Source organism: Sporosarcina cyprini (assembly GCF_022048975.1).
Classification (GTDB): domain Bacteria; phylum Bacillota; class Bacilli; order Bacillales_A; family Planococcaceae; genus Sporosarcina; species Sporosarcina cyprini.
The window spans coordinates 1-25,831 of sequence record NZ_JAKMHX010000032.1 but is presented as its reverse complement, the minus strand read 5'-3'; the positions used below and the strand labels follow the sequence as shown (position 1 = coordinate 25,831).

The following is a 25,831-nucleotide window of genomic DNA, read 5'->3' as shown; positions in this document are numbered from 1 at the left end:
GTGAGCTGTCAAACGCCCGCATACTCGCTTTTCTTTTGAGATTGAAACACCCTTGCTTAGGTCGATGCTTTAATATGCGCCAAATAGCGCCAGCGAATCAAATAGAAATAGATGATTTGCATAAGCGTAAAGCCCGCAAGCACTAGCAGCAATTCCTTCACAATCGAAATTTCAGCCAAAGCATCCCAGATGACTTGCAGAGACAGGAACGCGAAGGAACTATGAACGAAGGCGACGCCCCAAGGGAAGAAGAACTGCGGAATCAATTGCCGATTCACGATCCGCTTGAATTCCTTGTCCGTAATTCCCATGCGCCGCAACACGTCAAACTGTTTGCGGTCCCGTTCGAGCGACGTGTACAGCCGGAAATAAATGAAGCTCCCAGCTGCGAGGAAAAAGACGCCTGCGAGCAGCAGCCCGACAAATAACAGCAACGAGAACGTCGTGCGGATAATCGCATAGTTCGCTCCCGGGTTGTCAAATTTATACGGCAGGTGATGAATGGTCCCTGTAATAAAGGACTCTGAAATGGATCGATTAATCTGCAGGCCAACCTCTTTCGTATTTTGCCAGTCCGGAATATTGAATGCATAATAGACCGAAGCCGGATCAATATCCTGCATGATAATTTTCTCAAAGTCGCTGTCATTCAAAATGATGGCGTTCGTCCCAATGGCATTTGAGGGAAACACTTGAAACGGGTACGCCCCTTCGATTTGAATGGTAATATCGGTTTCCTTCAACGTCGTCTCGACCGTCCGCTTCTTCAAAAAATCGTACGAAGAGGCAGATGGCGGCAGGAACATTGCATAGCCCTTGGATAAGTCAATCTTGCTGTAGCCAAATGACTGGGCAAGCAAGTTGACGTTGGACAGCTTTAAAATGGATACCCGATTCTCCGTGAATGATGAGGTTTGCTCAATGATCGGGATTCGTACCAGTGTATAATCGAGCTGCTTTTCTTTCAGCTCCTCGATCAGTTCGGCGACGTGGCGCTGTTCCAATTGATTCCCCGGCAAACTGTGATAGACGAGGCCAAGCGGATTCATTTCGCGATACTGGGACGCAAAGGAAGTCAGCGAAGCCAAGATGCCGACCGACATGAACGCGAGCGTCGATACGATTGTCACGATGAAGAACATCCGGGCGTTTTCCTTCAGGCGGACGACCCCTTCCGAGACTGAGAGCAGCCAAAAATGACGCCAATAGAACTTTTTACGCCGCCTGAACAGATGCAGCAGAAACGGCAGCGAATCGGTAAAGAAGAAATACGTTCCGATCGTCGCAAGCGGCGGCAGAAGAAAAATCAAACCGATGACGATGGAGTTGGACGTGGATGCCGCCGCCCAGTAGGAAACGCCGAGCAGGGCCAAACCGAAAATTGCCCTCTTGGTTGAAAATCCGTGTGAACCCAACTCAGCCATTTCACCGCGAATCAATTCCTCCACCCGTCCCGTGCGGATGAAAACAGGAGCGGACAGTGAAATGATAATGAACAAGCTCAAAAAAGCCCCGACCGTCAGTGCAAATGGCTTCCAGGATAAATAAAGCGGCAATGCCGGCAACAAAACAATTTCCTTAACGACCATGAAAAAGAACTTTGAGAACATATAACCTAAAAACGTTCCCGCCAAAATTGCCCCGACTCCAATGATCAGCGTTTCAATGAAAATGAGCCGGTGCAATTGCCTTTTTTCCATGCCGAGATGCAGCAGGATGCCGAACTCTTTTGACCTTGCTTGCAAGAACGCCCGCATCGAATAGAACAGGAAAAAGAGCGTGAAGATGAATAGAATCAGCTCCGCCGCTCCCATGCCGACGAGCGCAATTTCCTGCAGAAACCTATTTTCGATGGATGGGTGGAACAATAGCATCGAATAAAGGAAAAAGACCATGACTGAAAAAACACTGGCCATGAAAAAGGCAGCGTAAATCCGTCGGTTCCGGATAACATTGCGATACGCAAACTGGCGGAAATTCAAGCTGGCTCCCCCCGATCACAGCGTCCGCAGATCATGGACGTTCCCTCCAAGCAGTGACAAGACGTTCAAGATGCGCTGGAAGAACGTTTGGCGCCGCTCATCTTTGTAGATTTCATTGAAAAACTCCCCATCTTTTATGAACAGCACCCGGTCGCAATAACTGGCCGCTATCGGATCATGCGTCACCATAATGATCGTCGTCCGTTCAGTTTCATTCACATGGCTGAGCAGTTCGAGTACATCCTTCGCCGATTTCGAATCCAAATTTCCGGTCGGTTCATCCGCCAGAATCATTTTCGGCTGATGGATGAGCGCCCGCCCGATCGCTGTCCGCTGGGCTTGTCCGCCCGACAGCTCATCCGGCCTGCGATTTAAGATCTCTTTTAAATGCAGCTGGGCGGAAATTTTCTTGACCCGCCTTTCCATCTCATGCAAAGGCAGTCCGTCCAAGGTAAGTGGCAGGACAATATTCTCTTCGACAGTCAGCATATGAAGCAAATTGATGTCTTGAAAAACGAATCCAAAATTATGCCGCCGGAACAAAGCCAGTTCATTCTGGCTGAGCACTTCCGGCTCAATTCCGTTGACGACAAGCTTGCCGTACGTCGGCAGGTCAATCGTCGAGATGAGATTGAGCAGCGTCGTCTTGCCGCTCCCGGAAGGTCCCATGATCGCGACGAACTCCCCTTCCTCCGCTTCGAAGTCGAGCCGGTTCAATGCGCGATGCATCACTTTGCCTTCATAGATCTTCGTCACTTCCGTCAGTTCCACGATCCTCTGTGCTGTCATCCATCTCACCTGCCTCTCCGTTTTTAAATAGGACGCTGACCGTCGTGCCGGCTCCTGATTCCGATTCTATTGTCAGCGGGTGGCCCAGCTTCCCACATACTTCCGATGCGATGTAGAGGCCCATCCCAGTCGACTCCCCCGTCAACCGGCCGTTTTCTCCGGTAAAGAAGGCTTTCGTCACCCGTTTCAAATCGGATGCGGGAATGCCGATCCCTTCATCCCGGATACTCAGCATAATACCCGCATCCCCCGCTTCCGCAGTGAAATGAATTTTCTTTCCTTCTTCAAACGTATATTTAACTGCATTGGTAATGAATTGCGAAATGATCGTATGCATCCACTTAACATCGGTTGCCACTGTAAACCGGTCATCAATGCGAATGACCGGGAAAACCCCGTTCGTAATAAAGAGCCTCTTATGTTCATTCACAACCTTTTGAACGAGTGTTTTGAGACCAACTTGTTCAATGCGCATATCCTCTTCAAACGTTTCCAGACGGGCATTCATCAACACGGCATCCAAACCGAGACGGATCTTATCAATCTCCTCCGCCACACTCCGCTTGTCCAGCTCCCCCTCTTCCTGAAGCAACAGACCAATGACCGAAATCGGCGTCTTCATCTGGTGGACCCATTGATTCATGAAATGGATTTGTCGGTGCTGGGACGCATACAAGGACTGCACTTCATTTTGATAAAGGCTGTAGAGATTACGCATATAACGGATCGTCTGGCGCTGCTCCGGCGATGGGACGTAGCGCATCAAGGCGTCCTCCATCTTCTCCGGCTTCCGGGTGATCGATGTGTAAAAGGAACGCCGCATGATATATTTCCCGCCTAAATAGCCGGCGGTCAGCAAAAAGCTCATAATGATCGAGTAGATGGCCGTATTGAGGCCTCGAAACCCGTCCAAGTAGTAGAGCAGCAAGATGAAAACGATGAGCAGCAGCTGAAAGACAAGAAGCGGCATATGCTCCCGAAGAAATAGCGATACTTGTCTCATGCTTCCTCCGGCGCGACGAGCAGCCGGTAGCCCGAGCCGCGCACCGTTTCAATGGTGGACTTCACTCCATAATCCCCGAGCTTTTTCCGCACCCGAGTCATATTGACATTCAACGTGTTCTCATCGACAAACGACTGGTCATCCCATAACTCCTCGAGCAGCGTTTCACGTGACACAACTTTCGGCGACGCATCCAGCAGCAACTCGAGTATGACACACTCTTTCTTCTGCAAAGGGATAACTAAATCACGCAAATGCAACTCCATCCGCTCCACAAACAACGTCAGCAGCCCTTGCTTCACCGTCCGCTCCGATTGATTCGGCGCATACTCCCCAAACGACCTGCGCAGATGGCTCCTGATTTTCGCCAGCACAATCTCATAATGGAACGGCTTCGTAATAAAATCATCGCCGCCATTCTCCAGCGCAAATACCTGGTCCATATCCCCCGACCTCGCGGAAATGAAAATAATCGGGCACGTCGTATGCTGCCTCAACTGGCGGCACCAATAATATCCATCATACGATGGCAAATTAATATCCAATAAAATGAGATGCGGTTCAAAGGCGCCGCACTCTTCGACAATATTATCAAAATCCTCAACAATCGCTACATCGTATTGATACTTGCGAAGCGTCTCAGCGAGCAACCCCGCAATCTTTTTATCATCTTCCACGATGAAAATACGGTGATTTTCCATCGCTCCTCCCCCTCTCACTCTCTGTTGATTATACCTCAAAAGTGGAAATTCCGCCTGTTGTCTCTGTAAGGTGATGGACTTTTATGCTTCGGAATTGGTGGAGGTGTGTGGATGGGTCTTGGGTATGCGTGGGGGGTAGAACCCGTATGCGCGGGTGTGGATCCTGTATGCGCGGCTATGCACCCCGTATGAGTGGGTGGCTTTAGCTTATGCGTGGCTACGAACTCGGTATGCGCGGATGCCCTTGGCTTATGCGTGGCTACGGACCCCGTATGCGCGGGTGGCTCTGGCTTATGCGCGGGTACGGAACCGGTATGCGCGGGTAGCACTGGCTTATGCGCGGGTGACGAGATGAACAGAGGCTCTGTGCATCCGCGGGTCAATCAGCAGGTCACTAAACACTCCATTTCGCACTAACTGCCTTTGTCCATCTAGTAATTTCATCACTGGATTACCTGATTTTCATGTTGAAATATACAAGCAAGCTTGCAACTCCTTTTCCTCTTCCCCCGTGACTTTCGCCTACTTCTCCCCCCCTTTTTTACGTATAATAGAAGGGAGAAGAGCATAGAAAAAACCCGGCAAGCGCCGGGTTTAGTAGATCAGATTGACGAATTCCTCTTTCGTTATGCCGCCAAGGATGGTCGGGATATCGAGAGAATCCAATGCTTTGGTGATGGATTCGCGATCGTATTGGACATTTTTCAAGCTCTCCTCGATCACAGCCACTTCTCCGACACCGAAGAAATCTCCGAAGATGTGGACTTCTTCAATTTTGCCTTTATTCACTTGCAAACGGACATCAATGCCGCCAACCGGGAAGCGATGCGAATGCTGCATATTGCATTTCGGGGATTTTCCGTAATTCCAATCCCAGTTGCCGTAACGTTCCGCAGATAGCTGGTGAATCTTGTCCCAATCGTCATTTGTCAGTTCCACGTATTGAATATTTTCTTCCCCGTTAAAGATGGAAGTCAAAATACGCTGGCGGAATTGCTCAATGGTCATCGGCTCTTCGATGAATTCTGAGATATTGGCGACACGGCTACGGATGGACTTGATGCCTTTTGACTCGATTTTATCCTTCTTCACCTTCAAGGCGGACACGACCCGCTCGATTTCCGTATCAAACATGAGCGTTCCATGGGTGTACAAACGTCCTTGTGTCGCAAATTGCGCGTTTCCAGACACTTTCCGTCCTTCCACTAGAATATCATTTCGTCCCAGCAGCTCTGCCTTCACGCCCATTTCAGCTAATGCTTTGATAACAGGTTCCGTGAACTTTTTAAAGTTCCGGAACGATTCACCATCATCTTTTGTAATAAAGCTATAATTCAAGTTCCCTACATCATGATACACCGCTCCTCCACCAGACAACCGGCGGACGACATGGATACCATTCGCATCGACAAATTCTGTATTAATCTCTTCTACCGTGTTTTGATTGCGTCCGATAATGATGGACGGCTCATTAATGTAAAACAGCAAATAGGAGTCCTTTTCGACATCCATCGTTTTTAACGCATACTCTTCTATCGCCAAATTGATCCGCGGATCGGTAATTCCTTTATTATCAATGAAATACATGCTAATCGCTCCCTATGACTATGATCCAATTTTATTTTAGCCGAACGGCATCCAAAAGTGTTGACAAAAGATTCTTGTTATAATACACTACGTTTTAATAAATTCTAGTTGTATAACAAACGTAAGGAGTTTGATAGATGAGCTAACTATATATTTTTTTACCCTATCTGTTATATGACAATTGTCCAATTTTTCATTTCGTTATAACACAATGAAAGGAGATGAACACAATGCTTGAAAACATTGTAGAGTTTTTTAAGAATCTGCCAGCTAAACAATGTGAGCAGTGCGGCAAGGAAATTGACGAGCAACACGAATGCTATAGCAATAAATGCGATGAGTGCAACGTGCTATAATTTTTTACCACATCTGTTATATGACATATGCACATTGTAGTAACACAGAAAACGGTTCATGTTTGAAATAGCATGAAGCCGGTAGAATTACCAACGGCAACGTGGTGTATTTTTTTACCCACTCTGTTATAAAACAAATTGACAACTTAATCATAGTTATAAAACAAAGGAGATGGAAGCAATGCTAGAAAACGTAGTGGAATTCTATAAAAACCTGCCGCCTAAAACTTGTATTACATGTGGAAAAGAGATGGAAGAACAGCACGAATGCTATAGCAATACTTGCGAGGAATGCAAGGCTTAATAAAACGAGAAGAGTCAGCTAACTATTTATCGCCAGACATGAAAATGCATGCCCTGAATGGTTGGGACAGATGCCCAGTTAGGATGATTCCAATTCCAATTCAAGCCAGCGTTGGCCTTCACAACAAAATTTCCCCACCAAGAAGCTTTACGGTTTATTCGCGAAAAGAACACGGAGGAGCAACATGATTGCTATTTATATTGAAATGCTGCCGAATGAGCAGTAGTAGACGACTTCCAATGATTGTAGGAGGTCGTTTTTTTTTCTGGATTATCTCCCTAAACCGGTACAAGCTCCCTATCACTTCTTTCACAACCTACATAGTATGAGAACAGAATCTGCAGATTCAATAAAGTCACAGGAGGTGATTGTACATGCCATTAACAACTGGACCAATTGAAAATACAGGCAACTTGCCTTCTAACGCGACTTCAGTACGGGTTAAGATCTTGAACCTTACGGGAGGTCCTTTGACAGGCGTCGTGCGCGTATTCAGACTCAATGGGACAAGACAGCTGATTGGCACTGCAAACTATAGTGTCAATGCGAATGCTTCCGGGTTTGTCACGTTGAACCTTGTCGGCGGTGCGTTTCAATACGAAACGGAAATCGTGCCTAACCAAACTGGAGGTATTTACACAGCATATGGCCGCACTGCTTCTGGCGTCATCATTGACTCCCAGCGCGTGTTGAACTCCGAATTGACACAAATCCTCTAAAGGACAAGTTGCGAACAGGCTGTTAGCCATTCGCATAGGAAAGGGGCTGTCCAAAATGGACGGCCCCTTCTATTTTTCATTCCCCAGCAAATCGGGTTTATCGGTATGAATTCCATTAAGGCCCATTGCTTGTAAGCGCAACGCTGTTTCCGGATCGTTGACGGTATATGCGAAAACTGCGAGCCCTTTTTCGTGCATGTAGTTTACGAATGGCGGGGTGAGGGCTTCATAACTGACGCCGATGCCATCTGCATAGGAAAGCAATTTTTCGATTTTTTTCTTCGACAGTTCTGCTTCTTCCCCTTCGTCAAAGGAGATAAGCTGCAGAAGCGGAATATCGGGATTTAATTTATGCACACGCTTGAGCGCCTTCTCATTGAATGAGTGAATGATGGCGCGCGGTCGTCCTTTTTTATCCTTTTGGATTAACTCATTCTGCTTTAATTGCTGCACAAGCTTTTCTTCGATATTTGGATAGTGGCTCGGATTTTTCAATTCAATTACATAATTTAAGCTATCCCCGAATTGATCAAACACTTCCTGCAACGTTGGGACCGCTAGATATTCGGAAGGCCCGATCACAGTCGTTTTATCTTTCTTCTTTTCGACAATGGAGAGCGATTTTAATTCTTTCAGTGTATATGTCTCGATGTCGCCATGCCCCTCCGTCGTACGGGATACATCTTTATCATGCATGACAACAAGTTGGCCGTCTTTCGTTTCATGGATGTCCAATTCAATATAATCAGCGCCCAAGTCTTCCGCCAATCCAAAGGAAGCAAGTGTATTTTCCGGCGCATAGGCAGAAGCGCCACGGTGTCCTACGAGAAAAAAGTCACCATCCGGAAAGACAGCCGATTTCTTTTCTCCGATCGAGCAGCCTGTCATCATAAAAATAACGAGACATGCCATCACTATTTTCTTCATCGTATTCCCCCTTTCGTGTGAATAAAGAAAAGGCTGCACGGGGCAGCCCTTTGGACCTTAGGGGAACTCTTTTTCTTTTAGAACAGATCAGTTAATACTTCCTCGACAGCCGCTTTGCCTTGATCGATGCAATCTGGCAGGCCAACGCCATCATATGAGGCCCCTGCTAGTTTGATGTTAGGAAACTGCTGTTTCAACTCTTCTCGGGCAGTCCGAATCCGATTTTTATGGCCGACCCGATACTGTGGGCGATCCTCTTTGAATCGGGTAATGACAGAGAAATCAGGTTTGCCTTTGATGGTAATAATCCGGCTTAGATCGGCTAACACAATCTTTTCGATTTCCTCGTCCGGCAAATCGACAATCGTTTCGTCCCCGACCTTTCCTACGAACGCACGCAGCAATACCTTTCCTTCTGGCGTAGTGGTCGGCCATTTTCGGTGAACCCACGTACAAGCCGTAATGGAATAGTCACTGCGTCTGGAAACGAGGAAGCCAGTGCCTTCCATATCCTGCACAACCGCATCTGCCGGAAACGCCAGGGCGACTGTCGCAACGGAAGTTGTCGGTATCTCCCCAAGCTCTTTCAGCAGGCCATAAGGGGCAAATAATTGACTGGTCGTCACATGGTCCGTAGTCAAAATGACTGCATCCGCCTTCACTTTTTTGCCGTTATTCAAGTGAAGCACGGACTGGTCATCGACTTGCTCAATCCGCTCCACTCGTACGCCCTTCAGCACTGTCTCTGGCTTCAGCGCACGCTCCGCTGCCTCCACAATCGTCTCGAGACCGTTGCGGAGAGAATGGAACGCTCCTTCTTTCGCAGCACCGTGCCCATTCTTTTGTGGAACTTGTTTAGGTGTCGTCTTCTTCATTCCAAGGATCAGGCTTCTATGCTTTTTCTCAACTGCATAAAATTGAGGATAGGTCGCCTCGAGGCTCATCTGGTCGATGTCGCCGGAATACACGCCGGATAACAGCGGCTCAATTAAGTTCTCGACAAGCTCTCCTCCAAAGCGCCTCCGGAAAAACGAACCGAGCGATTGGTCGCCATCGATGCCGGAACGGGATAAGACCATGTCCCCTGCTGCCCGCAGCTTGCCAGCGATGGAAAAGAGATCTGATTTGAAAAACGGTCCCATTTGCGTCGGAATTCCCATGACGGAACCAGGCGGAATCGGATGCAATTTATCATTTACGAGAACATATGCCTGCCCCGTCGCATTGCGTACAAGCTGATCACCCACGCCAAGATCTTTAGCCAAGATGTCCATGCTTTTCTTCCGAATTAAAAACGAATCTGGTCCCCGTTCAATAATGAAACCATCCCGGCGGACCGTCTGTATTTTACCGCCAAGCCGATTGGAAGCCTCAATCAGAAGAATTTCCACATCCAACTCTTTTTCTTCCGCTTCTTTTTGAAGGTAGAAGGCGGCTGTTAACCCTGTTATGCCGCCTCCGACGATGACGACCTTTTTGTTTTGCTTCTCCATCTCATCATCACTTCCTGTCATCAGGCTGATTTGATCTGACCAAGTACTGCGTCCGCCATTGCTTCAATAAATAACGGATCCGTATTTGGCATTGCAGGACGGTGGTAGGCCGCGCCGATTTCATCACAAACTACCTTGCACTCATGGTCATTGTCATAGAGTACTTCCAAATGATCGGAAATAAAGCCGACAGGCGTGTAGACAAATGATGTATACCCATGTTGTTCGTGTAAATCACGTGTCAAATCCTGGACATCAGGCCCAAGCCACGGCTCGCCTGTCTGCCCTTCACTTTGCCAGCCGACAGCATATTGGTTGACTTCAGCCGCTTTTGCAATCAAATCAGCTGTTTCCGCCAATTGATCCGGGTAAGGATCGCCAAATTGTTTGATCTTCTCCGGCAGCGAGTGTGCAGAAACGACCAAGCATGCCTTCTCCCGCTCTTCTGCACTCATCTGATCGAAAGTGCCACGGATTTTGTCAGCCCAATACTTGATGAATTTCGGTTGCTGATACCAGCTTTCCACCGAGGTGATTGAAATGCCGTATTTCTCTGCTTCCTCTTTTGCACGCGTGTTATAGGATTTGACAGAGAAAGAAGAATAATGCGGTGCGAGGACGATTGAAACGGCTTCTTTTATGCCATCCTTCGCCATCTGCTCCACTGCTTCTTCTACGAACGGTGTAATATGCTTTAGTCCAATGTACAATTTGAATTCAATTTCATCCTGCATTTCATTCAAACGATTACAAAGTGCACCTGCCTGATCGTCAGTGATTTTAGCCAGCGGGGAAATGCCGCCGATCGCTTCATAACGAGAACGCAAATCCTCCAATTGTTCAGGAGCCGGCGGACGGCCGTGCCGGATATGCGTGTAGTACGGCTCGATATCTTCTTCTTTGTACGGTGTGCCATAAGCCATCACCAATAAGCCCATCTTCTTTTTCGTCATTTCATTCACCTCATCAATGGAATTATTTTCTCAATTGCGCACTATATTCATGAATCAATTCGGTCAGCTTTTTCAATGTGGCCGGCTGTACTTCAGGGAAAACACCATGGCCAAGATTGAAAATATGGCTGCCGTGCTCAACACCTTGTTCAATAATTGCTTTTGCCCGATCTTCAATGATAGACCAATCCGCAAGCAATAGGGACGGATCAAGATTTCCTTGAAGCGGCTTCGTCAATCCGCGTTCTCCTGCCTCTTTGATCGACAGGCGCCAGTCAAGACCGACAACATCGACAGGAAGGTCATGCCATTCATTCGCCAAGTGGCTTGCACCAACGCCGAATGTGATGAGCGGCACATTGAATTTTCGGAGTTCTGAGAAGATGCGTGTCATGACCGGTTTGATGAAGATCCGATAATCCGAAACATTTAACGCCCCTACCCAAGAATCGAAAATTTGAATTGCCTTCGCACCGGCATTCACTTGTGCTTCAATGTAAGCGATCGTCGTATCTGCAAGCTTGTCCATTAATGCGAACCATGTTTCCGGTTCAGACACCATAAACGATTTTGTTAAATTATAGCTGCGCGAAGGCCCGCCTTCAATCATGTAGCTCGCTAAAGTGAACGGTGCACCGGCAAAACCGATTAGTGGAACATTCAACTGTTCCTGCGTCAGCAATTTAATCGTATCCGTAACGAATGGGATGTGTTCCTCGGCAGAGAAGTCCCCGAGATTATGTACATCTTGGACAGTCCGGATCGGATTAGAGATGACCGGACCAACACCTGGCTTAATTTTCACATCGACACCGATGCCCGGCAGCGGCGTCACAATATCCTTATAGAGAATGGCCGCATCCACATTGTATTGGTCTACCGGCAATTTCGTAACATATGCACATAATTCCGGCTGATGCGTAATCTCTTCCAGCGAGTATTTCTCTTTGATTTTTCTGTATTCGGGCTGCGAACGTCCCGCCTGGCGCATATACCAGACTGGTGTATGGTCAATTTTTTCGCCTTTCGCGGCGCGAAGCAGTGTATCGTTAAATGTCGTCATCAATCGATTCCCACTTTCTTTTTATAATGATTATCATGTATATCGTTATCCGACTTCCAATATAGACGACTACGGCCGGATTGTATAGCAAATGAACCCGTTTGTCATAAATTTGTGCGGGACAGGCGCCATCATTTTGCCATCGCTTGTTTGATTCGGCCGTTTCGGGGAAAATATGATTAGTGCACTTAGTTAAGGAGGGTTTGTCAATGTATATCTATATGACAACAGGTACAAGAGATTTTATGGAAAAAATTAAAGAGAAACATGCTTCCAAGCAGATGATTCTGATGCATGGCAGCGGCGCCTCCCTTCTTCTTCATGAAACGGAAGGGAAATCTGTCTTCCAGACACCTCGACGTTATGAAGTAATCAGCTCGACAGGAGATCTGCAAGATGAGGGCTACTTCGTTTGCAATAATATTCCCGTTTCAGATGAAGGCCGTCCGGTATTCGAACACCGCTTTTCCACACGGGCAAGCGCTATTGAATCTCAGCCCGGTTTCGTAGCCTTCCGGTTATTGCGCCCGCTCGATTCCGATACGTACATCGTCATGACGGAGTGGAAGGGACCGGCCGATTTTGACCGTTGGAAAAACTCGCCTGCTTTCAAAGAAGCGCATGATCCAGAGGCAGCCCGTGAATTCGTAGATAATACGACACATATTTTCACAAGTGCTTCCTATATTACAACGTACACAGCAAAACGGGAAGATGAGGCATAATCCCCTACCTTTCTACTTATTGCGGGACTCGAAACATATGATATAATATGAAAAATGAAAATGTTTCGGGAGAGGGGTTTTGAAAATGAATGAACAGCTGTTTGAAAAATTGGACCAGGCGTATGAGGATATGGTGGTTATCCGCCGCCACTTGCATATGCACCCGGAGCTTTCCTTCAAGGAAGTGAAGACGGCGCAATATATCCATGATTTCTATGCGGATCTTGGAGTGGAAGTTCGCAGCGGCGTTGGCGGCAACGGGGTTGTAGCGCGCGTCAAAGGAGCGCGCCCAGGTAAAACAGTCGCGCTTCGTGCCGATTTCGATGCCTTGCCGATCAACGATGAAAAGGACGTGCCCTACAAGTCGACTGTCCCGGGTGTCATGCATGCGTGCGGACATGATGGACATACCGCTACCCTGCTCCAGCTGGCGAAAGCAATTCATGAACTCCGTGAGAACTTAAGCGGTGAATATGTCTTTATTCATCAGCATGCGGAAGAATTTGCTCCTGGTGGTGCCATTTCCATGATTGAAGATGGCTGCCTGGACGGGGTGGACGTCATTTTCGGAACCCATCTTTGGTCACTCATCCCGTATGGTGCTGTCGAATATTTAGCGGGTCCCGTTATGGCAGCCGCAGACCGTTTCGATATTACCATCCAAGGCGCCGGCGGACATGGCGCTTCGCCACATCAAACGAAAGACGCAGTTGTCATTGGGTCGCAGCTTGTCATGAATCTTCAGCAGCTCGTCTCCCGCCGGGTCGATCCAATCGATTCAGCTGTTTTATCCGTTGGCTCGTTTGTCGCGGATAACGCCTTCAATGTTATTGCAGATACTGCAAAGCTCGGCGGCACAGTGCGCACATTCAATCCAGATACACGTGATCTGATGGAACAAGAAATGGCCCGTGTCGTGGAAGGAACAGCCATCGCAAACAATTGTGAAATCAAATTCGAATACTTCCGGGGCTATCCGGCTGTCGTGAACCATGCGGCAGAAACCGAGTTTTTGAAAAACGTAGCTGAGCAAATTCCTGATATCCAGGCGCTAGTCGAAACAAAACCGCAAATGGGCGGCGAAGACTTTGCCTACTATCTTGAGAAAGTACCGGGCACGTTCTTCTTTACAGGCGCGATGCCTACAGATGTTTATCCGCATCACCACCCACGCTTTGACATCGACGAGCGTTCCATGCTCATCGCTGCGAAGACACTTGGTGCGGCAGCGCTTGAATATCAAAATCAATAAAGCTAGGACCTTCCAATTGGGAGGTCTTTTTCATTGTAGTCTTACACAGTTTACTAGCTGTCGAATGAGTGCCATTTGTTTATCTCATTACAAATTACCTATGAAAGCATCTCTGTCTCTATTTCTCTTGATGGTAATAAAATCCTTTCCATATGAGTTTACTTTTAAATAAAAGCCTTTAAATGGGTATGTTTAGGCATAAATATCTATACACCATCCGATCTCAACCTAAGGCTTAATAGATAAAAAGATTCATTTTTAAAATTAGTCAAAATTATTCATCTTTTTGGTTGCTTTATATTCTATCTGGATTACAATAGGCTACGAAAGTAACTTTTATAAGGAAAGGGTGTAATTGGAAATGGAAAAACCAATGGGCAATTATGTAGTATCGTTTAGCACCTTTGTTCTGCAACCAGTTCGTTTCGGAAATCGGATTCTCACATATGTGATTGAGCGGGACAGAGAGTTGGACGTTCCAAAGAAACCGATACATATTATGAAAAGCTCCGCCGCTTTTTATGGCAGTTCTTTTCAAGTGTTGACGAAAACCGCTAAGATTGTTTTAGGTAATGTCCATAAGACCCCGATTCTCCTTGCGCACGCATACGACACACCATGTATCTTCATTCCTACACTATCGTCTTCTTCCGATCAAAACGTATGGATCAACTGTTTAGCCATCGACTTCATCGAGCCGGATCCTTTGGGATGCGTTGTCACACTTGAAAATGGCCGGAAGATTAAACTAGCGGTTTCAGCCAATACAATGTGGCGGCAATATTGCTTCGCCAGATTTTTAGAGAAGGATTTTTTAAAAAAACAGCATCTCCTGAATAAATCAGCCTACTTGTTCAAACCCGATTGAGGCGTCCGGTTTCCTGCCATTGTAATATAAAATTGCAGCAGTTCTTCTGTCCGGTTCCGCAAACGGACATTCAAATAACGCCGATGATCCTCATAGCCGCCATTCATGAAGATATATTCGGTAAACGTGTCATCCATTTTACTACGGATCACCTTCATATTATGGCGTCGCAAGTACATCGAGGTGTCTGTTAATTCGCTTTGGACACTGAGCAGCGCATTTTCAATCATTTTCAAGTAAGGGCCCTTCAATTTGAATGGGCCTTTTTCAATCGTTTGCCGATCTCGTTCTAAAATGGTAAGCAACATCGGCAAATAAATCATGTTCTCAAAATGCGGCAATGCCTTTGCTGGGATTAAAGGCATCACAACTTCCTCCTCTCAATAAAAAAGGAACGTATGTTCTATATATTAGTATATGCCAATATCCAGGCAAATACAACTAGCAATCCACAGGAAATATTTGAATCCTCTTGACAGTATGTCCGATTTCGCCAAAAAAAGACCGCCTGCCAATCAACAAATCTGTTGATCGGCAAGCAGCCTTCCACATTCTTATTTCTTTTCCTCGTCCCCTATATAATAGATCGAGTCCACTTTCCATTGGCCATCTTCTTTTTTGAAAACTGTGACCTGCCGCCCTGACGGATTGGTTTCCAAACCTGATTCAATCTGTTTGAATGTCGTTTTCAACTTGGCGAATAATTGCGCTTCGTTCTCCTCGTACTTGACGATTGTTACATCGTTCGCTTCCCGTGTTACATCATAATCTTTGAACGTCTCTTGCAACAGAGCCCGTTCATCCTCGAGAGAAAAGCTTTCTGAGTTTGGAGAAAGCACAGATAGATAAGTATCGATGTCCTTTTGGTTAAACGCGTCGATGTACGCCTGGAAAGTTTCCACAATCGCCGCTTTTTCTTCAGCCGGGACATTTTGCGCTTCTTCTATCGTGCCCCCTGCCATATTGAATCCAACACCTTTATCATCGACGCCATGATCGATCGACCCATATCCTCCGGCCGCCTCTCCATCATCGACAGAGCCTTGGCTTGTCTGCTTCTCCTCATCCTTGCTGCAGGCACCTAAGACAAGGAGAATGCTGAACAGCATGATGAGCAATGATCGTTTCTTCATACGTCTACCTCCTACATAATAAAAGGGCCATTCCAGATGGATAGCCCTTAGACTGAAAAATGACAAATGGGAAGCAGCGGGTGTGCCCCGTCTACTATCCCCTATGCCTGTTCCTATCTTTCCTTACTTCACTTCAACCCAACCGTTTTTAATCGCAGTGACAACTGCCTGTGTCCGGTCGTTGACGCCCATTTTCTGCAAAATGCTCGAAACATGGTTTTTGACTGTTTTTTCAGAGATAAAAAGCGTCTCACCGATCGTTCGGTTGCTTTGGCCGTCTGTCAACAGCTGAAGCACTTCGCACTCCCGCTTCGTCAACAAATGGAGCGGACGGCGAATTTCACTCTGTTGGAATGAGCCTTTATATTCGCGTTCACTCAAACGGCGGAATTCTGCCACCAGGTTATGCGTCACTTTCGGATGCAAGTAAGAGCCTCCAGCTGCTACGACTTTGATTGCTTGTACAATCGCATCTGCATCCATTTCCTTCAGCATATATCCGAGAGCACCCGATTTCAATGCATGCGATACGTAAGATTCGTCATCATGGATTGAAAGCATGATGACTTTCGCTTCTGGGAATTCCTTACGAAGCTGCTCTGTCGCCTCGACACCATTCATGCGGGGCATATTGATATCCATCAAAACGACATCCGGCTCATATTTCCGGTATAATTCATTCACTTCGCTGCCGTCATCGCCTTCTCCGACAACATCGAACGAATCTTCAAAATCAAGGATCCGTTTCACACCTTCACGAAAAAGCTGATGATCATCCACAATTAAAATTTTTGTCAATTTCTTTCCCTCCCAATACCCTATTCAACAATTATATCGTCTTCTAGTGGAATGCGGAAAAGCACAGTCGTTCCGTTGCCGGCTGCAGACATGATTTTCATCTCGCCCTTCAACAATTCGATTCGCTCGCGCATTCCAATAATGCCAAATGATTTTTCTTTTGTTTCGCTTTGGTCAAAGCCCTGTCCATTATCTTTAATTACAATATTCATTGTATCACGAAGCCATTCAATTTTCACCCATACATCCCTTGAATTACCATGTTTGAGTGCATTGTTAACAGATTCCTGAACCAACCTAAAAATGGCTACTTCAATATTTGATTCGAACCGTCTTTCTGAACCATTGTTCATGAAGTGTATGATAGTTCCTTTCTCGTACTCCATGACCGTAGCGAGATACTTTCGTAATGTCGGGATCAAACCAAGATCATCAAGTGCCATCGGCCGCAAGTCATAGATAATGCGACGTACTTCATATAAGGCATTCCGCACCATCTCTTTCAGTTGTGTAAGTTCCGATAAGGCTGATGTAGGACCTTTTTCGACAAATGTCTTCTCAATCAGACCTGAACGGAGCAGCACATTGGCAAGCATTTGCGCAGGGCCGTCATGAATATCCCGGGAGAGCCGTTTCCGTTCATCCTCCTGAGCCTGGATGATTTGGATGGCAAATTCCTGTTTTTGCCTCGCTGTTTCAAGCGCTTCGCCAACCTTCTTTAAATCGGAAGTCAGATATGTAATGACCGTAGTCACCTGATTCACTAAGTGATCGGCTTTTTCGATCGTCTCAAGCAACGCCGCAATTCTGCGTTCCAGCTCATCCCGACGGACACGAAGCTGTTTTTCTTCCATGCGGTTGATCGATAACCTGACAAGCAAATCGTTTGCCACTTCATAAGCTTGCCGCACTTCTTCCTCCGAATAATTAAGGAAATTCTTCGAAACGTCAGCGAGTCTTCTACGGGAATGACGAGTCATATCCTCTAAATAGTCGCCTTCAGTTATTACCCGGGAAATATCCTCTTTGATAATAACGAGCTCTTTTCTCATTTCGTCGTAATTTTGCCGACTCTGTTCGCTAATTGTAAATATGTCATTTTTCGACTGGTCCATCATATTTACCATATTATCGAAGATGGATTCCAATTTATGGATGTCTATTGCTTTTTCAGCCAATTCATCCCCTCCTGCTCACAGCCTCTTCAATCTCGCCTAGTTAGTGATGTTGCAGTACTAATGAATTCCTTATACACTTTGTTTATTATATCATCATATTACTATATGCGTATTAAAATTGTATTACAAATAGGAGGGGCACTGCAAATGCGAGCTGACTATAGAACCGTTAAATTGGCTGGGGAAAGTGAAATCATCATACAAAAATCCAGATTTCTTTCTTATATAAAGAGGGTAGAGACTGAAGAAGAAGCACTTGCTTTCATTCAAGAAATCAAAAAGTTACATCATTCAGCTACCCACAACTGTTCCGCTTATCTCATCGGCGAACATGACCAGATCCAAAAAGCAAACGATGATGGTGAACCATCTGGCACAGCTGGTGTGCCTATGCTCGAAGTGCTAAAAAAACAAGGGCTGAAAGATACAGCAGTCGTCGTTACCCGTTACTTCGGAGGAATCAAACTTGGCGGCGGCGGACTGATCCGAGCATATGGACGCGCAACGACTGAAGGGATTGCAGCTACCGGCGTCGTGGAAAGACGACTTCATAAGGAAATGAAAATCTCTATCGATTACACCTGGCTTGGAAAAGTCGAGAACGAAGCAAGACAATCCTCTTACCCGCTACATGAAATTGTGTACGGAGAATCGGTTGATATCCATATGTACGTGCCAGTAACGGAGACGGAACAATTTGTCCAATGGATGACCGAACTGACAAATGGGCAGGCAAAAGTTCATCCGGTATCCGAATTATTCTTGGAGTTTGATGTCTAAAGTGGTATACGTTAGAAGAATTTGATAGTATAATGGTGAAAGTTGGCGTCTATTTGAATAGAGAGAGAACTTTATGGGCCAAGGGGCGTCATAATTGATAGATGCACATACTGAACAAATAATCTGCCGCAGGTACCTCGTCTGTTGACCAGAATTGCCACGCACAACGTTTTGTACCGGCATTTTCTGTCACGAACGTTCTATGGCCGATTTTTGGAGGCACATAAATGAAAAGAAAAGATTTTAAGAAGATGAAAAAAAAGACGTCAAAAAAGCGTTTGGCCATTAAAGTTGCGTTGCTTGTGACCTTTTCCTCCCTTCTTATGGTTACTGCGTATGCGTTGAATCTACAGCAAAAGGCGCAGAAAGCCATTGAAGGAGCATACGAAGCAATTCCAGAGACACCGAAATCCGAAATTCGCGCAGAAGCGAAAGTCGAACCGGCAAGCGACAATGTTTCCATTTTGCTTATCGGTGTTGATGATAGTGAAACGCGGGGACAAGGCGATGATAACAGCCGTTCGGATGCTTTGCTTGTTGCCACTTTCAATCCGAAAGAGAAATCAGTGAAACTACTCAGCATTCCGCGTGACTCCTATGTATATATTCCAAAGGTCGATTATAAGGATAAAATCACCCATGCTCACGCTTATGGCGGTACGCATGCAGCGATTGAAACAGTAGAAGAAATGCTGGACATCCCGATCGATTATTATGTCAAAATGAACTTTAATGCCTTTATTGAAGTGGTGGATGCACTAGGCGGCATCGATGTGGAAGTCCCATATGACCGTGTTGAGAAGGATGAATTCGATAAAAATTCAATTCAGCTGAAAAAAGGAATGCAGCATTTGGATGGTCGTCACGCTCTTGCGCTTGCCCGTACTAGAAAAGCGGACAGCGATATCGAGCGCGGGAAACGCCAGCAAATGATCATTCAAGCCATCCTGAAAGAGGCGGCATCACTTAAATCGGTTACGAAATACGGAGATGTCATTGAAGCCGTTGGTGACAATATGAAAACAAACATGACCTACAGTGAAATGACTTCCTTCATGGAATATGCAAAAGGCGGAATGCCCGATGTCGAGTCACTTTCTTTGAAAGGTTATGATGACTGGTCTACCGGTACCTATTACTATAAGCTGGACGATGGGGATTTGCATACGATCCAACAAATATTGAAGTCCCATCTCGGTTTGATTCCTGATTCATCAAAGTTAACGAATAACGATACCAATGTAATCGGCACTGCCGATGAAAGCGACGTATCAGAATGACATAAAAGCTGCCCTCCTATTGGAGCGGCAGCTTTTCTTTACAGAATTATGACGTTCACGTTTCAACAGCTGCCTTCTATAGAATAGAGGGCGACTGCCTGTTTGATTTCATATCAACCAATCAGACTACGTAAAAACTCCGGAAACGGGTTTTCCTGAAGGAAGGCCCATTGCCGGAGTTTTTACGTTTTATTTTCCTATCATACGGACCAGATTCAATAAAGGACGATAATTCGTTCCTGCCAGCCCGATAATTTCAACAAACAATTCGATCGCGATCAACATGACTGCGATGAGCACAATGGCTCCCCATACAGTCGCTTGCGAGAACAATACTGCAGCGACACCAAAAAGAATAGCTAGTCCATAGATGATCAGAACCGTTTGGCGATGAGAGAATCCGGCACGCAGTAAACAATGGTGCAAATGCGATTTATCCGCAGCCGTAATCGACTGTTTCATGCGAATTCTTCTGACGATCGCAAAGAATGTATCCGAAATCGGAACACCGAGCATAATGATTGGAATGATTAATGATACAACTGTTACGTTTTTGAATCCTAGCATCGCCAGGACGGAAATCATATAGCCCAGGAACAGAGCTCCCGTGTCTCCCATGAATATTTTCGCGGGATGGAAGTTGAAGAAGAGGAAGCCTAGTGAGCTGGCCGCAAGCAATGACGCGGTCGCAATAACGTAGACATCTCCCATGATGACTGCCATGACTGTGATGGAAATGAGTGCAATGGTGGAAACACCAGCAGCCAAACCGTCAAGGCCGTCAATTAAGTTAATGGCATTCGTGATGCCGATAATCCAAATGATCGTAATGGGAATACTGAAATACCCAAAGTCTAATTGTCCAAAGAATGGCAGGTTTACAAAATCAATTTGCAATCCGCCCCACATTACAACAACAAGTGCTGCTGCCAGCTGTCCTACCAATTTCGCTTTCGCGGTAATTTCCAACATGTCATCCAAAAAGCCAGTTGCGATAATCAGGAATGCACCGACAATGATGCCCGCCGTATTATACGTCGCATCCGGATCTTCCGGTCGCAGAATAAGGTAGCCGATCATGAACGCGCCGAAAATGGCGAGTCCGCCAATGCGTGGCATGATCTGTGCATGGACCTTCCGGTAGTTTGGCCGGTCAACCGCTCCAATCCTGAACGCGAATTTAATAACAAGTGGAGTTAGTATGATAGAAGCTACAAACGCAGCGGCCATAGCAAGGAATAGCATGTCTTTCCTCCCCAAGAAACAATAATTTACTTAGCCAACAGTATTATAACACGGTTAGTTCCGGAAATCACCCAAAGTTGCTAACTAAAACTAGTATACCCCCTTTCTCGCCAAATAACTCCTGGCGCCTTTCTATAATTATACAATTATCTGCTTCCAGTAGTCTTTTAACTTATTGTTTGATAAAATAGAACCGTATCCTTGTAGAAGGAGCATTATAAAGGAGCGTTCATTTTATGCTATCACTATTCAAACGTTCAAATCAAACGAGCGAAAGGCAACTGAAGAAGTATCGGAAAGTTGTCCAGGATATAAATAATTTAGAATCCAAATATGTTACATTGACAGATGAAGAACTGGCACATATGACAGAAGTTTTCAAAAGCCGCTTAGAAGCGGGCGAAACAATTCAGGCCATTACCCCTGACGCTTTCGCGGTTGTGCGTGAAGCCTCCAAACGGGTTTTAGGCATGCGCCATTTCGATGTGCAGCTCATCGGCGGCATGGTCCTCACTGAGGGGAATATCGCAGAGATGCCAACAGGAGAAGGTAAAACGCTGGTTGCGTCACTTCCCTCCTATGTGCGTGCACTTGAAGGCAAAGGCGTTCATGTCATTACAGTAAACGATTACTTGGCTCGGCGGGATTTCGAGCAAATCGGCCAAATTCACCGTTTCCTCGGTCTTACTGTCGGTCTGAATGTGCCGATGATGCAAGGACCTGCCAAGAAGAATGCATACGAAGCCGATATTACATACGGTGTCGGAACGGAGTTCGGATTCGACTATCTCCGGGATAATATGGTGCAGCACGTTTCACAAAAAGTGCAGCGCCCCTACCATTTCGCCATCATTGATGAAGTCGACAGCGTACTGATCGATGAAGCGAAAACGCCGTTAATTGTGGCAGGAAAAATGCAGGCCGATCCTGATTTGCATCATATCGCTGCAATGCTCGCCAAACGCTTTAAAAAAGGCGTTGATTTTGATTTCGACGATGAAACGAAAGCGACTTCTCTAACAGAGACTGGCATTGAGAAAGTAGAAAAAGCATTTGGCATCGACAATCTATATGATTTGGAACATCAGACTCTCTACCATTATATGATTCAGGCAGTTCGTGCCCACGTCATCTTCAAACGCGATGTCGATTATATCGTGAAGGAAGATAAAGTGGAACTGGTCGATATGTTTACCGGCCGCATCATGGAAGGCAGAACACTTTCCGACGGTCTCCATCAGGCGATCGAGGCGAAAGAAGGCTTGCCGATCACTGATGAAAACAAGGCCCAGGCACAAATCACGATCCAGAACTATTTCCGGATGTACCCGAATCTCAGCGGAATGACAGGAACGGCTAAAACACAGGAGAAGGAATTCCGTGAAGTTTATAACATGGAAGTCATCCAGATCCCGACAAACCGTCCGCGTGCCCGCATTGATTCCCCGGATAAAGTGTATGAAACGATCGAACAGAAATATGAAGCGGTAGCCAAGGAAGTTGCAAAGCGCAATCAGACTGGACAACCTGTCCTGGTCGGAACGACTTCCATCCTACAATCGGAAAAGGTTGCCGAGTACTTGGATAAATATAAACTGAACTACCATCTATTGAATGCAAAAAGTGTCGAGCAGGAAGTCGATTTGATTTCCCAGGCAGGCCAGCCGGGGCACGTTACAGTCGCAACGAATATGGCCGGACGTGGTACCGACATTATGCTCGGCGAAGGCGTGCAGGAACTCGGCGGATTATTCGTACTCGGTACGGAGAAGCATGAAAGCCGCCGCGTCGACAATCAATTACGAGGACGTTCCGGACGACAAGGCGACCGTGGGGAAAGCCAATTCTTCCTTTCATTAGAGGATGATATGTTCAAACGCTTTGCGAAGGATGATTTGGAGAAATTCCTGAAGAAGGTCAAAACCGATGAGGAAGGCCTTGTCCAAAACCCTGAAGTGAATGAATTGACGGAGCGTACACAGCGGATCGTCGAAGGCGCCCACTTCTCCATGCGGGAATATAACTTGAAGCTCGATGATGTCATTAACGACCAGCGCGGCGTCTTGTATTCGCTCCGCGACAAAGTTCTGGAGAGAACTGATTTGTTCGATCAATTGAAGAAGATGATGTCGGAAGCAATTGAATTCGTCATTTACGACAGCTGCCCGGAAAACGAAACACCGGATGTCTGGGATTTTGAGCGAATCGAGCGCACGATGAACGGACTTTTGCTTGAACCGGTCACATTGAACCGTTCCTATGAACGTGTGTCGGATATTTTAAAAGCCTATGAAGAACCGGTAGAACAGCTATTTAACTATCTGGATTCATTCGCAGAGAACGAACAGGTCAACGAAATCATTCCTCAGGTGATGCTCGGCCATATCGATTCCATGTGGGTGAAGCATCTGGACGTCATGTCCCGTCTGAAGGAAGGGATTGGCTTACGTTCGTATGGCCAGGAAGATCCGATGCGTATTTATCAGCGGGAAGGCTTGCAGTTGTTCGCTAAGCATTACCAGAAGCTGCGCCGGAACATCGCATCCGAAGTTATCGGCTTTATGAAGCTCATTTCACAACAACAGGAGGCCCAATCACTATGAAACTCTTATCGTTATTTAAGAAAACCGACAAAACAGGTTCCGATAGCACAATCGACTCGAATGAGATTTTAGAAGGCGCTGCCCGTTCAGAAGGCACTGATGCAGTGGAGACAGCGCTCTCCCTGCATCCGCAATGGACGCTTTCTCAGGAGCAGGAATACGTATTCCGTTTCCTTGCGAATGAACTCGAACCATTGAAGCCGAACCAAATTTCCCTATCCGGAATCGATATCGACGTGGAACCGGCTAACGGCAGCTGGCTCGTCAAATCGTTTTTCCGTTCGTCTCTCGATCAAACGATCACAGTTGGCTCCGTGGAGCTCATGCTGCTCGACGCAGAAGGAAAAACACTCGCATCTCAGGAATTTGATTTGAACGAACTTGGAGACATTCCTGGACGCAGCGCCCGTCCGTGGGTATTCGTCTTCACAAAAGACAATATTTTCGCAGACGCGCCGCCAGCTGAAAACTGGAAGCTCGCTTTCAACGTACAATCAATGGTTCCACATAAATTGGAATTGGAACAAGCATGGGAAGACGGCCTGGCTCAAGAACAAAAAGACGCGTTGGCGAAAGTCGTCGAAAACATGCCAAAACTAAAGCCGCGCGAAGTCAACTTCGCCGGATTCCAAGTAAAGATTCAAGAAGACGGCAGCATCGCTGCTTCCATCTTCATCCGCAACGGCCATTCCAAGCAGATCAACATCGAAAAACTTCCGCTTGAACTTGTCGATGCAACTGGCGAAATCGTCGCCCGCGGTTCCTTCAACCTCGGACCACTTTCTGTCAAAGCCAACACATCCAAACCATGGACATTCATCTACCCGAAAGAAATGGTTTTAAAAGAAGAACCTGACTTCTCTCGTTGGACAATCCGGGTACCGCAATAAGACACAGTCCACCACACCAATCGAAATGCGATTGGTGTGTTTTTTTGTTGTGAGATGGTGGCGTGCTAATGAAGATTTGTGTGCAAATTGAGGATTAAGCGAGGTGGGATTCGAGTGGTCGCAAGATTATATAAGCACTTCCAAAACAGATACGAGTGGTCGCAGGATTATACGAGCATTTCGGAAACAGATACGAGTGGTCACGGGATTATACGAGTGGTTCGACAGCGGATACGAGCGGTCACAGGATTATACGAGTGGTTCGACAGCGGATACGAGCGGTTACAGGATTATACGAGTGCTTCGACAGCGGATACGAGCGGTCACAGGATTATACGAGTGGTTCGACAGCGGATACGAGCGGTCACAGGATTATACGAGTGGTTCGACAGCGGATACGAGCGGTTGATTGAAGATACGAGGTTCGGCGGGATACGGTTCGAGCGGTTGATTGAAGATACGAGGTTCGGCGGGATACGGTTCGACCGTTTAATCTAAACGCGGAAAATTTACATGTCTTTCCCTGCACCAGGTCGCGCTGAATGCCTTTGACCAATCAAGAAAAATGATCTGATCGTTGAGCTTATTCTTCTCGAGCAATTTTACGAGCGGTTCGGGAGAGGATACGAGGGTCGTGGGAATATACGAGTGGTTCGACCACAGATACGAGCGGTCACAGGATTATACGAGCACTTCGCAAACAGATACGAGCGGTTGCAGGATTATACGAGTGGTTCGACAGCGGATACGAGCGGTTGATTGAAGATACAAGGTTCGGCGGGATACGGTTCGACCTTTCAATCTAAACGCGGAAAATTTAAATGTCTTTCCCTGCACCAGGTCGCGCTGAATGCCTTTGACCAATCAAGAAAAATGATCTGATTGCTCGAGCAGTTTTACGAGTGGTTCGGCGGCAGATACGAGCAGTTGCTGAAATATACGAGTGGTTCGACAGCGGATACGAGCGGTCACAGGATTATACGAGTGGTTCGACAGCAGATACGAGCGGTTACAGGATTATACGAGTGCTTCGACAGTAGATACGAGCGGTTGATATAAGATACGAGGTCCCGCGGGATACGGTTCGACTGTTTAATCTAAACGCGGAAGATTTACATGTCTTTCCCTGCACCAGGTCGCGCTGAATGCCTTTGACCAATCAAGAAAAATGATCTGATCGTTGAGCTTATTCTTCTCGAGCA

26 protein-coding genes are annotated in these 25,831 nt (G+C 46.5%); 12 read left to right on the top strand and 14 right to left on the bottom strand.

Going from position 1 to position 25,831, the window contains the following annotated elements; all coding sequences use genetic code 11:
• Nucleotides 1-56: 56 nt before the first annotated feature.
• The 5 genes from L7D49_RS16750 to L7D49_RS16730 all read right to left on the bottom strand — a co-directional run bounded on the left by L7D49_RS16750 (nt 57) and on the right by L7D49_RS16730 (nt 6,062).
• Nucleotides 57-1,982: an FtsX-like permease family protein gene (locus L7D49_RS16750; protein ID WP_238083000.1), complete on the bottom strand. Its 1,926-nt coding sequence runs from the start codon at nt 1,980-1,982 to the stop codon at nt 57-59.
• 15 nt (nt 1,983-1,997) lie between these two features.
• Nucleotides 1,998-2,771, bottom strand: coding sequence for an ABC transporter ATP-binding protein (locus tag L7D49_RS16745; protein ID WP_238082998.1), 774 nt, complete (start codon nt 2,769-2,771; stop codon nt 1,998-2,000).
• Nucleotides 2,722-3,774 carry a sensor histidine kinase gene (locus tag L7D49_RS16740; RefSeq protein WP_238082996.1) on the bottom strand — a complete coding sequence of 351 codons (1,053 nt, stop codon included), beginning with the start codon at nt 3,772-3,774 and terminating at the stop codon, nt 2,722-2,724. Before L7D49_RS16740 ends, L7D49_RS16745 begins: the two co-directional genes overlap by 50 nt.
• On the bottom strand, nt 3,771-4,475 hold the full coding sequence (locus tag L7D49_RS16735; protein ID WP_238082994.1) for a response regulator transcription factor: 705 nt from the start codon (nt 4,473-4,475) through the stop codon (nt 3,771-3,773). The genes L7D49_RS16740 and L7D49_RS16735 overlap by 4 nt, the downstream gene beginning before the upstream one ends.
• 594 nt (nt 4,476-5,069) lie before the next feature.
• Nucleotides 5,070-6,062: a lipoate--protein ligase gene (locus L7D49_RS16730; RefSeq protein ID WP_238082992.1), complete on the bottom strand. Its 993-nt coding sequence runs from the start codon at nt 6,060-6,062 to the stop codon at nt 5,070-5,072.
• Between the two features lie 230 nt (nt 6,063-6,292).
• Between L7D49_RS16730 and yhfH (L7D49_RS16725) the strand changes: the two genes are divergently transcribed.
• The 3 genes from yhfH (L7D49_RS16725) to L7D49_RS16715 all read left to right on the top strand — a co-directional run bounded on the left by yhfH (L7D49_RS16725) (nt 6,293) and on the right by L7D49_RS16715 (nt 7,441).
• On the top strand, nt 6,293-6,418 hold the full coding sequence (yhfH, locus tag L7D49_RS16725) for a protein YhfH (protein WP_238082989.1): 126 nt from the start codon (nt 6,293-6,295) through the stop codon (nt 6,416-6,418).
• A gap of 181 nt (nt 6,419-6,599) precedes the next feature.
• Entirely contained in the window at nt 6,600-6,722 is a 123-nt protein-coding gene (gene yhfH / locus L7D49_RS16720; protein ID WP_238082987.1) for a protein YhfH, read from the top strand.
• A 374-nt stretch (nt 6,723-7,096) separates the two neighbouring features.
• Entirely contained in the window at nt 7,097-7,441 is a 345-nt protein-coding gene (locus L7D49_RS16715; RefSeq protein ID WP_238082985.1) for an ATPase, read from the top strand.
• A 69-nt stretch (nt 7,442-7,510) separates the two neighbouring features.
• On the opposite strand, the gene L7D49_RS16710 is transcribed toward L7D49_RS16715, so the two are convergent.
• From L7D49_RS16710 to hemE, 4 genes are all read right to left on the bottom strand, one after another.
• The gene (locus tag L7D49_RS16710; protein ID WP_238082983.1) at nt 7,511-8,368 is read right to left on the bottom strand and encodes a glycerophosphodiester phosphodiesterase; all 858 of its coding nucleotides are present in this window, start codon (nt 8,366-8,368) and stop codon (nt 7,511-7,513) included.
• Between the two features lie 77 nt (nt 8,369-8,445).
• Complete coding sequence (gene hemY, locus L7D49_RS16705; protein ID WP_238082981.1) at nt 8,446-9,861, bottom strand: protoporphyrinogen oxidase; 1,416 nt, start codon at nt 9,859-9,861, stop codon at nt 8,446-8,448.
• Nucleotides 9,862-9,881: 20 nt separating this feature from the next.
• Nucleotides 9,882-10,814, bottom strand: coding sequence for a ferrochelatase (gene hemH / locus L7D49_RS16700; RefSeq protein ID WP_238082979.1), 933 nt, complete (start codon nt 10,812-10,814; stop codon nt 9,882-9,884).
• Nucleotides 10,815-10,836: 22 nt separating this feature from the next.
• Nucleotides 10,837-11,877 carry a uroporphyrinogen decarboxylase gene (gene hemE, locus L7D49_RS16695; protein ID WP_238083192.1) on the bottom strand — a complete coding sequence of 347 codons (1,041 nt, stop codon included), beginning with the start codon at nt 11,875-11,877 and terminating at the stop codon, nt 10,837-10,839.
• A gap of 209 nt (nt 11,878-12,086) precedes the next feature.
• Between hemE and L7D49_RS16690 the strand changes: the two genes are divergently transcribed.
• The 3 genes from L7D49_RS16690 (at nt 12,087) to L7D49_RS16680 (ending at nt 14,722) form a co-directional block, all read left to right on the top strand.
• Complete coding sequence (locus L7D49_RS16690; protein WP_238082977.1) at nt 12,087-12,602, top strand: antibiotic biosynthesis monooxygenase family protein; 516 nt, start codon at nt 12,087-12,089, stop codon at nt 12,600-12,602.
• Between the two features lie 85 nt (nt 12,603-12,687).
• The gene (locus tag L7D49_RS16685) at nt 12,688-13,854 is read left to right on the top strand and encodes a M20 family metallopeptidase (RefSeq protein WP_238082975.1); all 1,167 of its coding nucleotides are present in this window, start codon (nt 12,688-12,690) and stop codon (nt 13,852-13,854) included.
• A 361-nt stretch (nt 13,855-14,215) separates the two neighbouring features.
• Nucleotides 14,216-14,722 (top strand): competence protein ComK, encoded by a 507-nt coding sequence (locus tag L7D49_RS16680; RefSeq protein WP_238082974.1) that lies wholly within the window; start codon nt 14,216-14,218, stop codon nt 14,720-14,722.
• On the opposite strand, the gene L7D49_RS16675 is transcribed toward L7D49_RS16680, so the two are convergent.
• The 4 genes from L7D49_RS16675 to L7D49_RS16660 form a co-directional block, all read right to left on the bottom strand.
• Nucleotides 14,701-15,087: a YhjD family protein gene (locus L7D49_RS16675; RefSeq protein ID WP_238082972.1), complete on the bottom strand. Its 387-nt coding sequence runs from the start codon at nt 15,085-15,087 to the stop codon at nt 14,701-14,703. The two genes, L7D49_RS16680 and L7D49_RS16675, sit on opposite strands and share 22 nt — an antisense overlap.
• A gap of 189 nt (nt 15,088-15,276) precedes the next feature.
• On the bottom strand, nt 15,277-15,855 hold the full coding sequence (locus L7D49_RS16670; RefSeq protein WP_238082970.1) for a YybH family protein: 579 nt from the start codon (nt 15,853-15,855) through the stop codon (nt 15,277-15,279).
• A 123-nt stretch (nt 15,856-15,978) separates the two neighbouring features.
• A complete protein-coding gene (locus L7D49_RS16665; RefSeq protein ID WP_238082967.1) occupies nt 15,979-16,653 on the bottom strand; it encodes a response regulator in 675 nt (224 codons plus the stop codon).
• A 20-nt stretch (nt 16,654-16,673) separates the two neighbouring features.
• A complete protein-coding gene (locus L7D49_RS16660) occupies nt 16,674-17,831 on the bottom strand; it encodes a sensor histidine kinase (RefSeq protein WP_269136034.1) in 1,158 nt (385 codons plus the stop codon).
• A gap of 147 nt (nt 17,832-17,978) precedes the next feature.
• On the opposite strand from L7D49_RS16660, the gene L7D49_RS16655 reads away from it, so the two are divergent.
• The gene (locus tag L7D49_RS16655; RefSeq protein WP_238082965.1) at nt 17,979-18,611 is read left to right on the top strand and encodes a YigZ family protein; all 633 of its coding nucleotides are present in this window, start codon (nt 17,979-17,981) and stop codon (nt 18,609-18,611) included.
• A gap of 227 nt (nt 18,612-18,838) precedes the next feature.
• Nucleotides 18,839-19,891, top strand: coding sequence for an LCP family protein (locus tag L7D49_RS16650; protein WP_238082963.1), 1,053 nt, complete (start codon nt 18,839-18,841; stop codon nt 19,889-19,891).
• A 189-nt stretch (nt 19,892-20,080) separates the two neighbouring features.
• Here L7D49_RS16650 and L7D49_RS16645 read toward each other — a convergent pair whose 3' ends face one another.
• Nucleotides 20,081-21,136, bottom strand: a complete 1,056-nt coding sequence (locus L7D49_RS16645; protein WP_238082961.1) for a glycosyltransferase family 4 protein — start codon at nt 21,134-21,136, stop codon at nt 20,081-20,083.
• A 236-nt stretch (nt 21,137-21,372) separates the two neighbouring features.
• Between L7D49_RS16645 and secA2 the strand changes: the two genes are divergently transcribed.
• From secA2 to L7D49_RS16625, 4 genes are all read left to right on the top strand, one after another.
• Nucleotides 21,373-23,739: an accessory Sec system translocase SecA2 gene (secA2, locus tag L7D49_RS16640; RefSeq protein WP_238082959.1), complete on the top strand. Its 2,367-nt coding sequence runs from the start codon at nt 21,373-21,375 to the stop codon at nt 23,737-23,739.
• The gene (locus L7D49_RS16635) at nt 23,736-24,629 is read left to right on the top strand and encodes an accessory Sec system S-layer assembly protein (RefSeq protein ID WP_238082957.1); all 894 of its coding nucleotides are present in this window, start codon (nt 23,736-23,738) and stop codon (nt 24,627-24,629) included. Before secA2 ends, L7D49_RS16635 begins: the two co-directional genes overlap by 4 nt.
• A 114-nt stretch (nt 24,630-24,743) precedes the next feature.
• The gene (locus tag L7D49_RS16630; RefSeq protein ID WP_238082955.1) at nt 24,744-25,127 is read left to right on the top strand and encodes a hypothetical protein; all 384 of its coding nucleotides are present in this window, start codon (nt 24,744-24,746) and stop codon (nt 25,125-25,127) included.
• A 384-nt stretch (nt 25,128-25,511) separates the two neighbouring features.
• Nucleotides 25,512-25,688 (top strand): hypothetical protein, encoded by a 177-nt coding sequence (locus tag L7D49_RS16625; protein ID WP_238082954.1) that lies wholly within the window; start codon nt 25,512-25,514, stop codon nt 25,686-25,688.
• Nucleotides 25,689-25,831 lie beyond the last annotated feature (143 nt).

What these genes read in the sequence shown, in the direction of transcription:
- L7D49_RS16635 (WP_238082957.1), top strand. Translation starts at nt 23,736, where the DNA reads ATGAAACTCTTATCGTTATTTAAGAAAACCGACAAAACAGGTTCCGAT.
- hemH (WP_238082979.1), bottom strand. Translation starts at nt 10,814, where the DNA reads ATGACGAAAAAGAAGATGGGCTTATTGGTGATGGCTTATGGCACACCG.
- secA2 (WP_238082959.1), top strand. Translation starts at nt 21,373, where the DNA reads ATGCTATCACTATTCAAACGTTCAAATCAAACGAGCGAAAGGCAACTG.
- L7D49_RS16690 (WP_238082977.1), top strand. Translation starts at nt 12,087, where the DNA reads ATGTATATCTATATGACAACAGGTACAAGAGATTTTATGGAAAAAATT.
- L7D49_RS16740 (WP_238082996.1), bottom strand. Translation starts at nt 3,774, where the DNA reads ATGAGACAAGTATCGCTATTTCTTCGGGAGCATATGCCGCTTCTTGTC.
- L7D49_RS16680 (WP_238082974.1), top strand. Translation starts at nt 14,216, where the DNA reads ATGGAAAAACCAATGGGCAATTATGTAGTATCGTTTAGCACCTTTGTT.
- L7D49_RS16745 (WP_238082998.1), bottom strand. Translation starts at nt 2,771, where the DNA reads ATGACAGCACAGAGGATCGTGGAACTGACGGAAGTGACGAAGATCTAT.
- L7D49_RS16670 (WP_238082970.1), bottom strand. Translation starts at nt 15,855, where the DNA reads ATGAAGAAACGATCATTGCTCATCATGCTGTTCAGCATTCTCCTTGTC.
- yhfH (WP_238082987.1), top strand. Translation starts at nt 6,600, where the DNA reads ATGCTAGAAAACGTAGTGGAATTCTATAAAAACCTGCCGCCTAAAACT.
- L7D49_RS16675 (WP_238082972.1), bottom strand. Translation starts at nt 15,087, where the DNA reads ATGCCTTTAATCCCAGCAAAGGCATTGCCGCATTTTGAGAACATGATT.
- L7D49_RS16685 (WP_238082975.1), top strand. Translation starts at nt 12,688, where the DNA reads ATGAATGAACAGCTGTTTGAAAAATTGGACCAGGCGTATGAGGATATG.
- L7D49_RS16645 (WP_238082961.1), bottom strand. Translation starts at nt 21,136, where the DNA reads ATGCTATTCCTTGCTATGGCCGCTGCGTTTGTAGCTTCTATCATACTA.
- hemY (WP_238082981.1), bottom strand. Translation starts at nt 9,861, where the DNA reads ATGGAGAAGCAAAACAAAAAGGTCGTCATCGTCGGAGGCGGCATAACA.
- L7D49_RS16650 (WP_238082963.1), top strand. Translation starts at nt 18,839, where the DNA reads ATGAAAAGAAAAGATTTTAAGAAGATGAAAAAAAAGACGTCAAAAAAG.
- L7D49_RS16710 (WP_238082983.1), bottom strand. Translation starts at nt 8,368, where the DNA reads ATGAAGAAAATAGTGATGGCATGTCTCGTTATTTTTATGATGACAGGC.
- L7D49_RS16655 (WP_238082965.1), top strand. Translation starts at nt 17,979, where the DNA reads ATGCGAGCTGACTATAGAACCGTTAAATTGGCTGGGGAAAGTGAAATC.
- L7D49_RS16730 (WP_238082992.1), bottom strand. Translation starts at nt 6,062, where the DNA reads ATGTATTTCATTGATAATAAAGGAATTACCGATCCGCGGATCAATTTG.
- L7D49_RS16715 (WP_238082985.1), top strand. Translation starts at nt 7,097, where the DNA reads ATGCCATTAACAACTGGACCAATTGAAAATACAGGCAACTTGCCTTCT.
- L7D49_RS16735 (WP_238082994.1), bottom strand. Translation starts at nt 4,475, where the DNA reads ATGGAAAATCACCGTATTTTCATCGTGGAAGATGATAAAAAGATTGCG.
- hemE (WP_238083192.1), bottom strand. Translation starts at nt 11,877, where the DNA reads ATGACGACATTTAACGATACACTGCTTCGCGCCGCGAAAGGCGAAAAA.
- yhfH (WP_238082989.1), top strand. Translation starts at nt 6,293, where the DNA reads ATGCTTGAAAACATTGTAGAGTTTTTTAAGAATCTGCCAGCTAAACAA.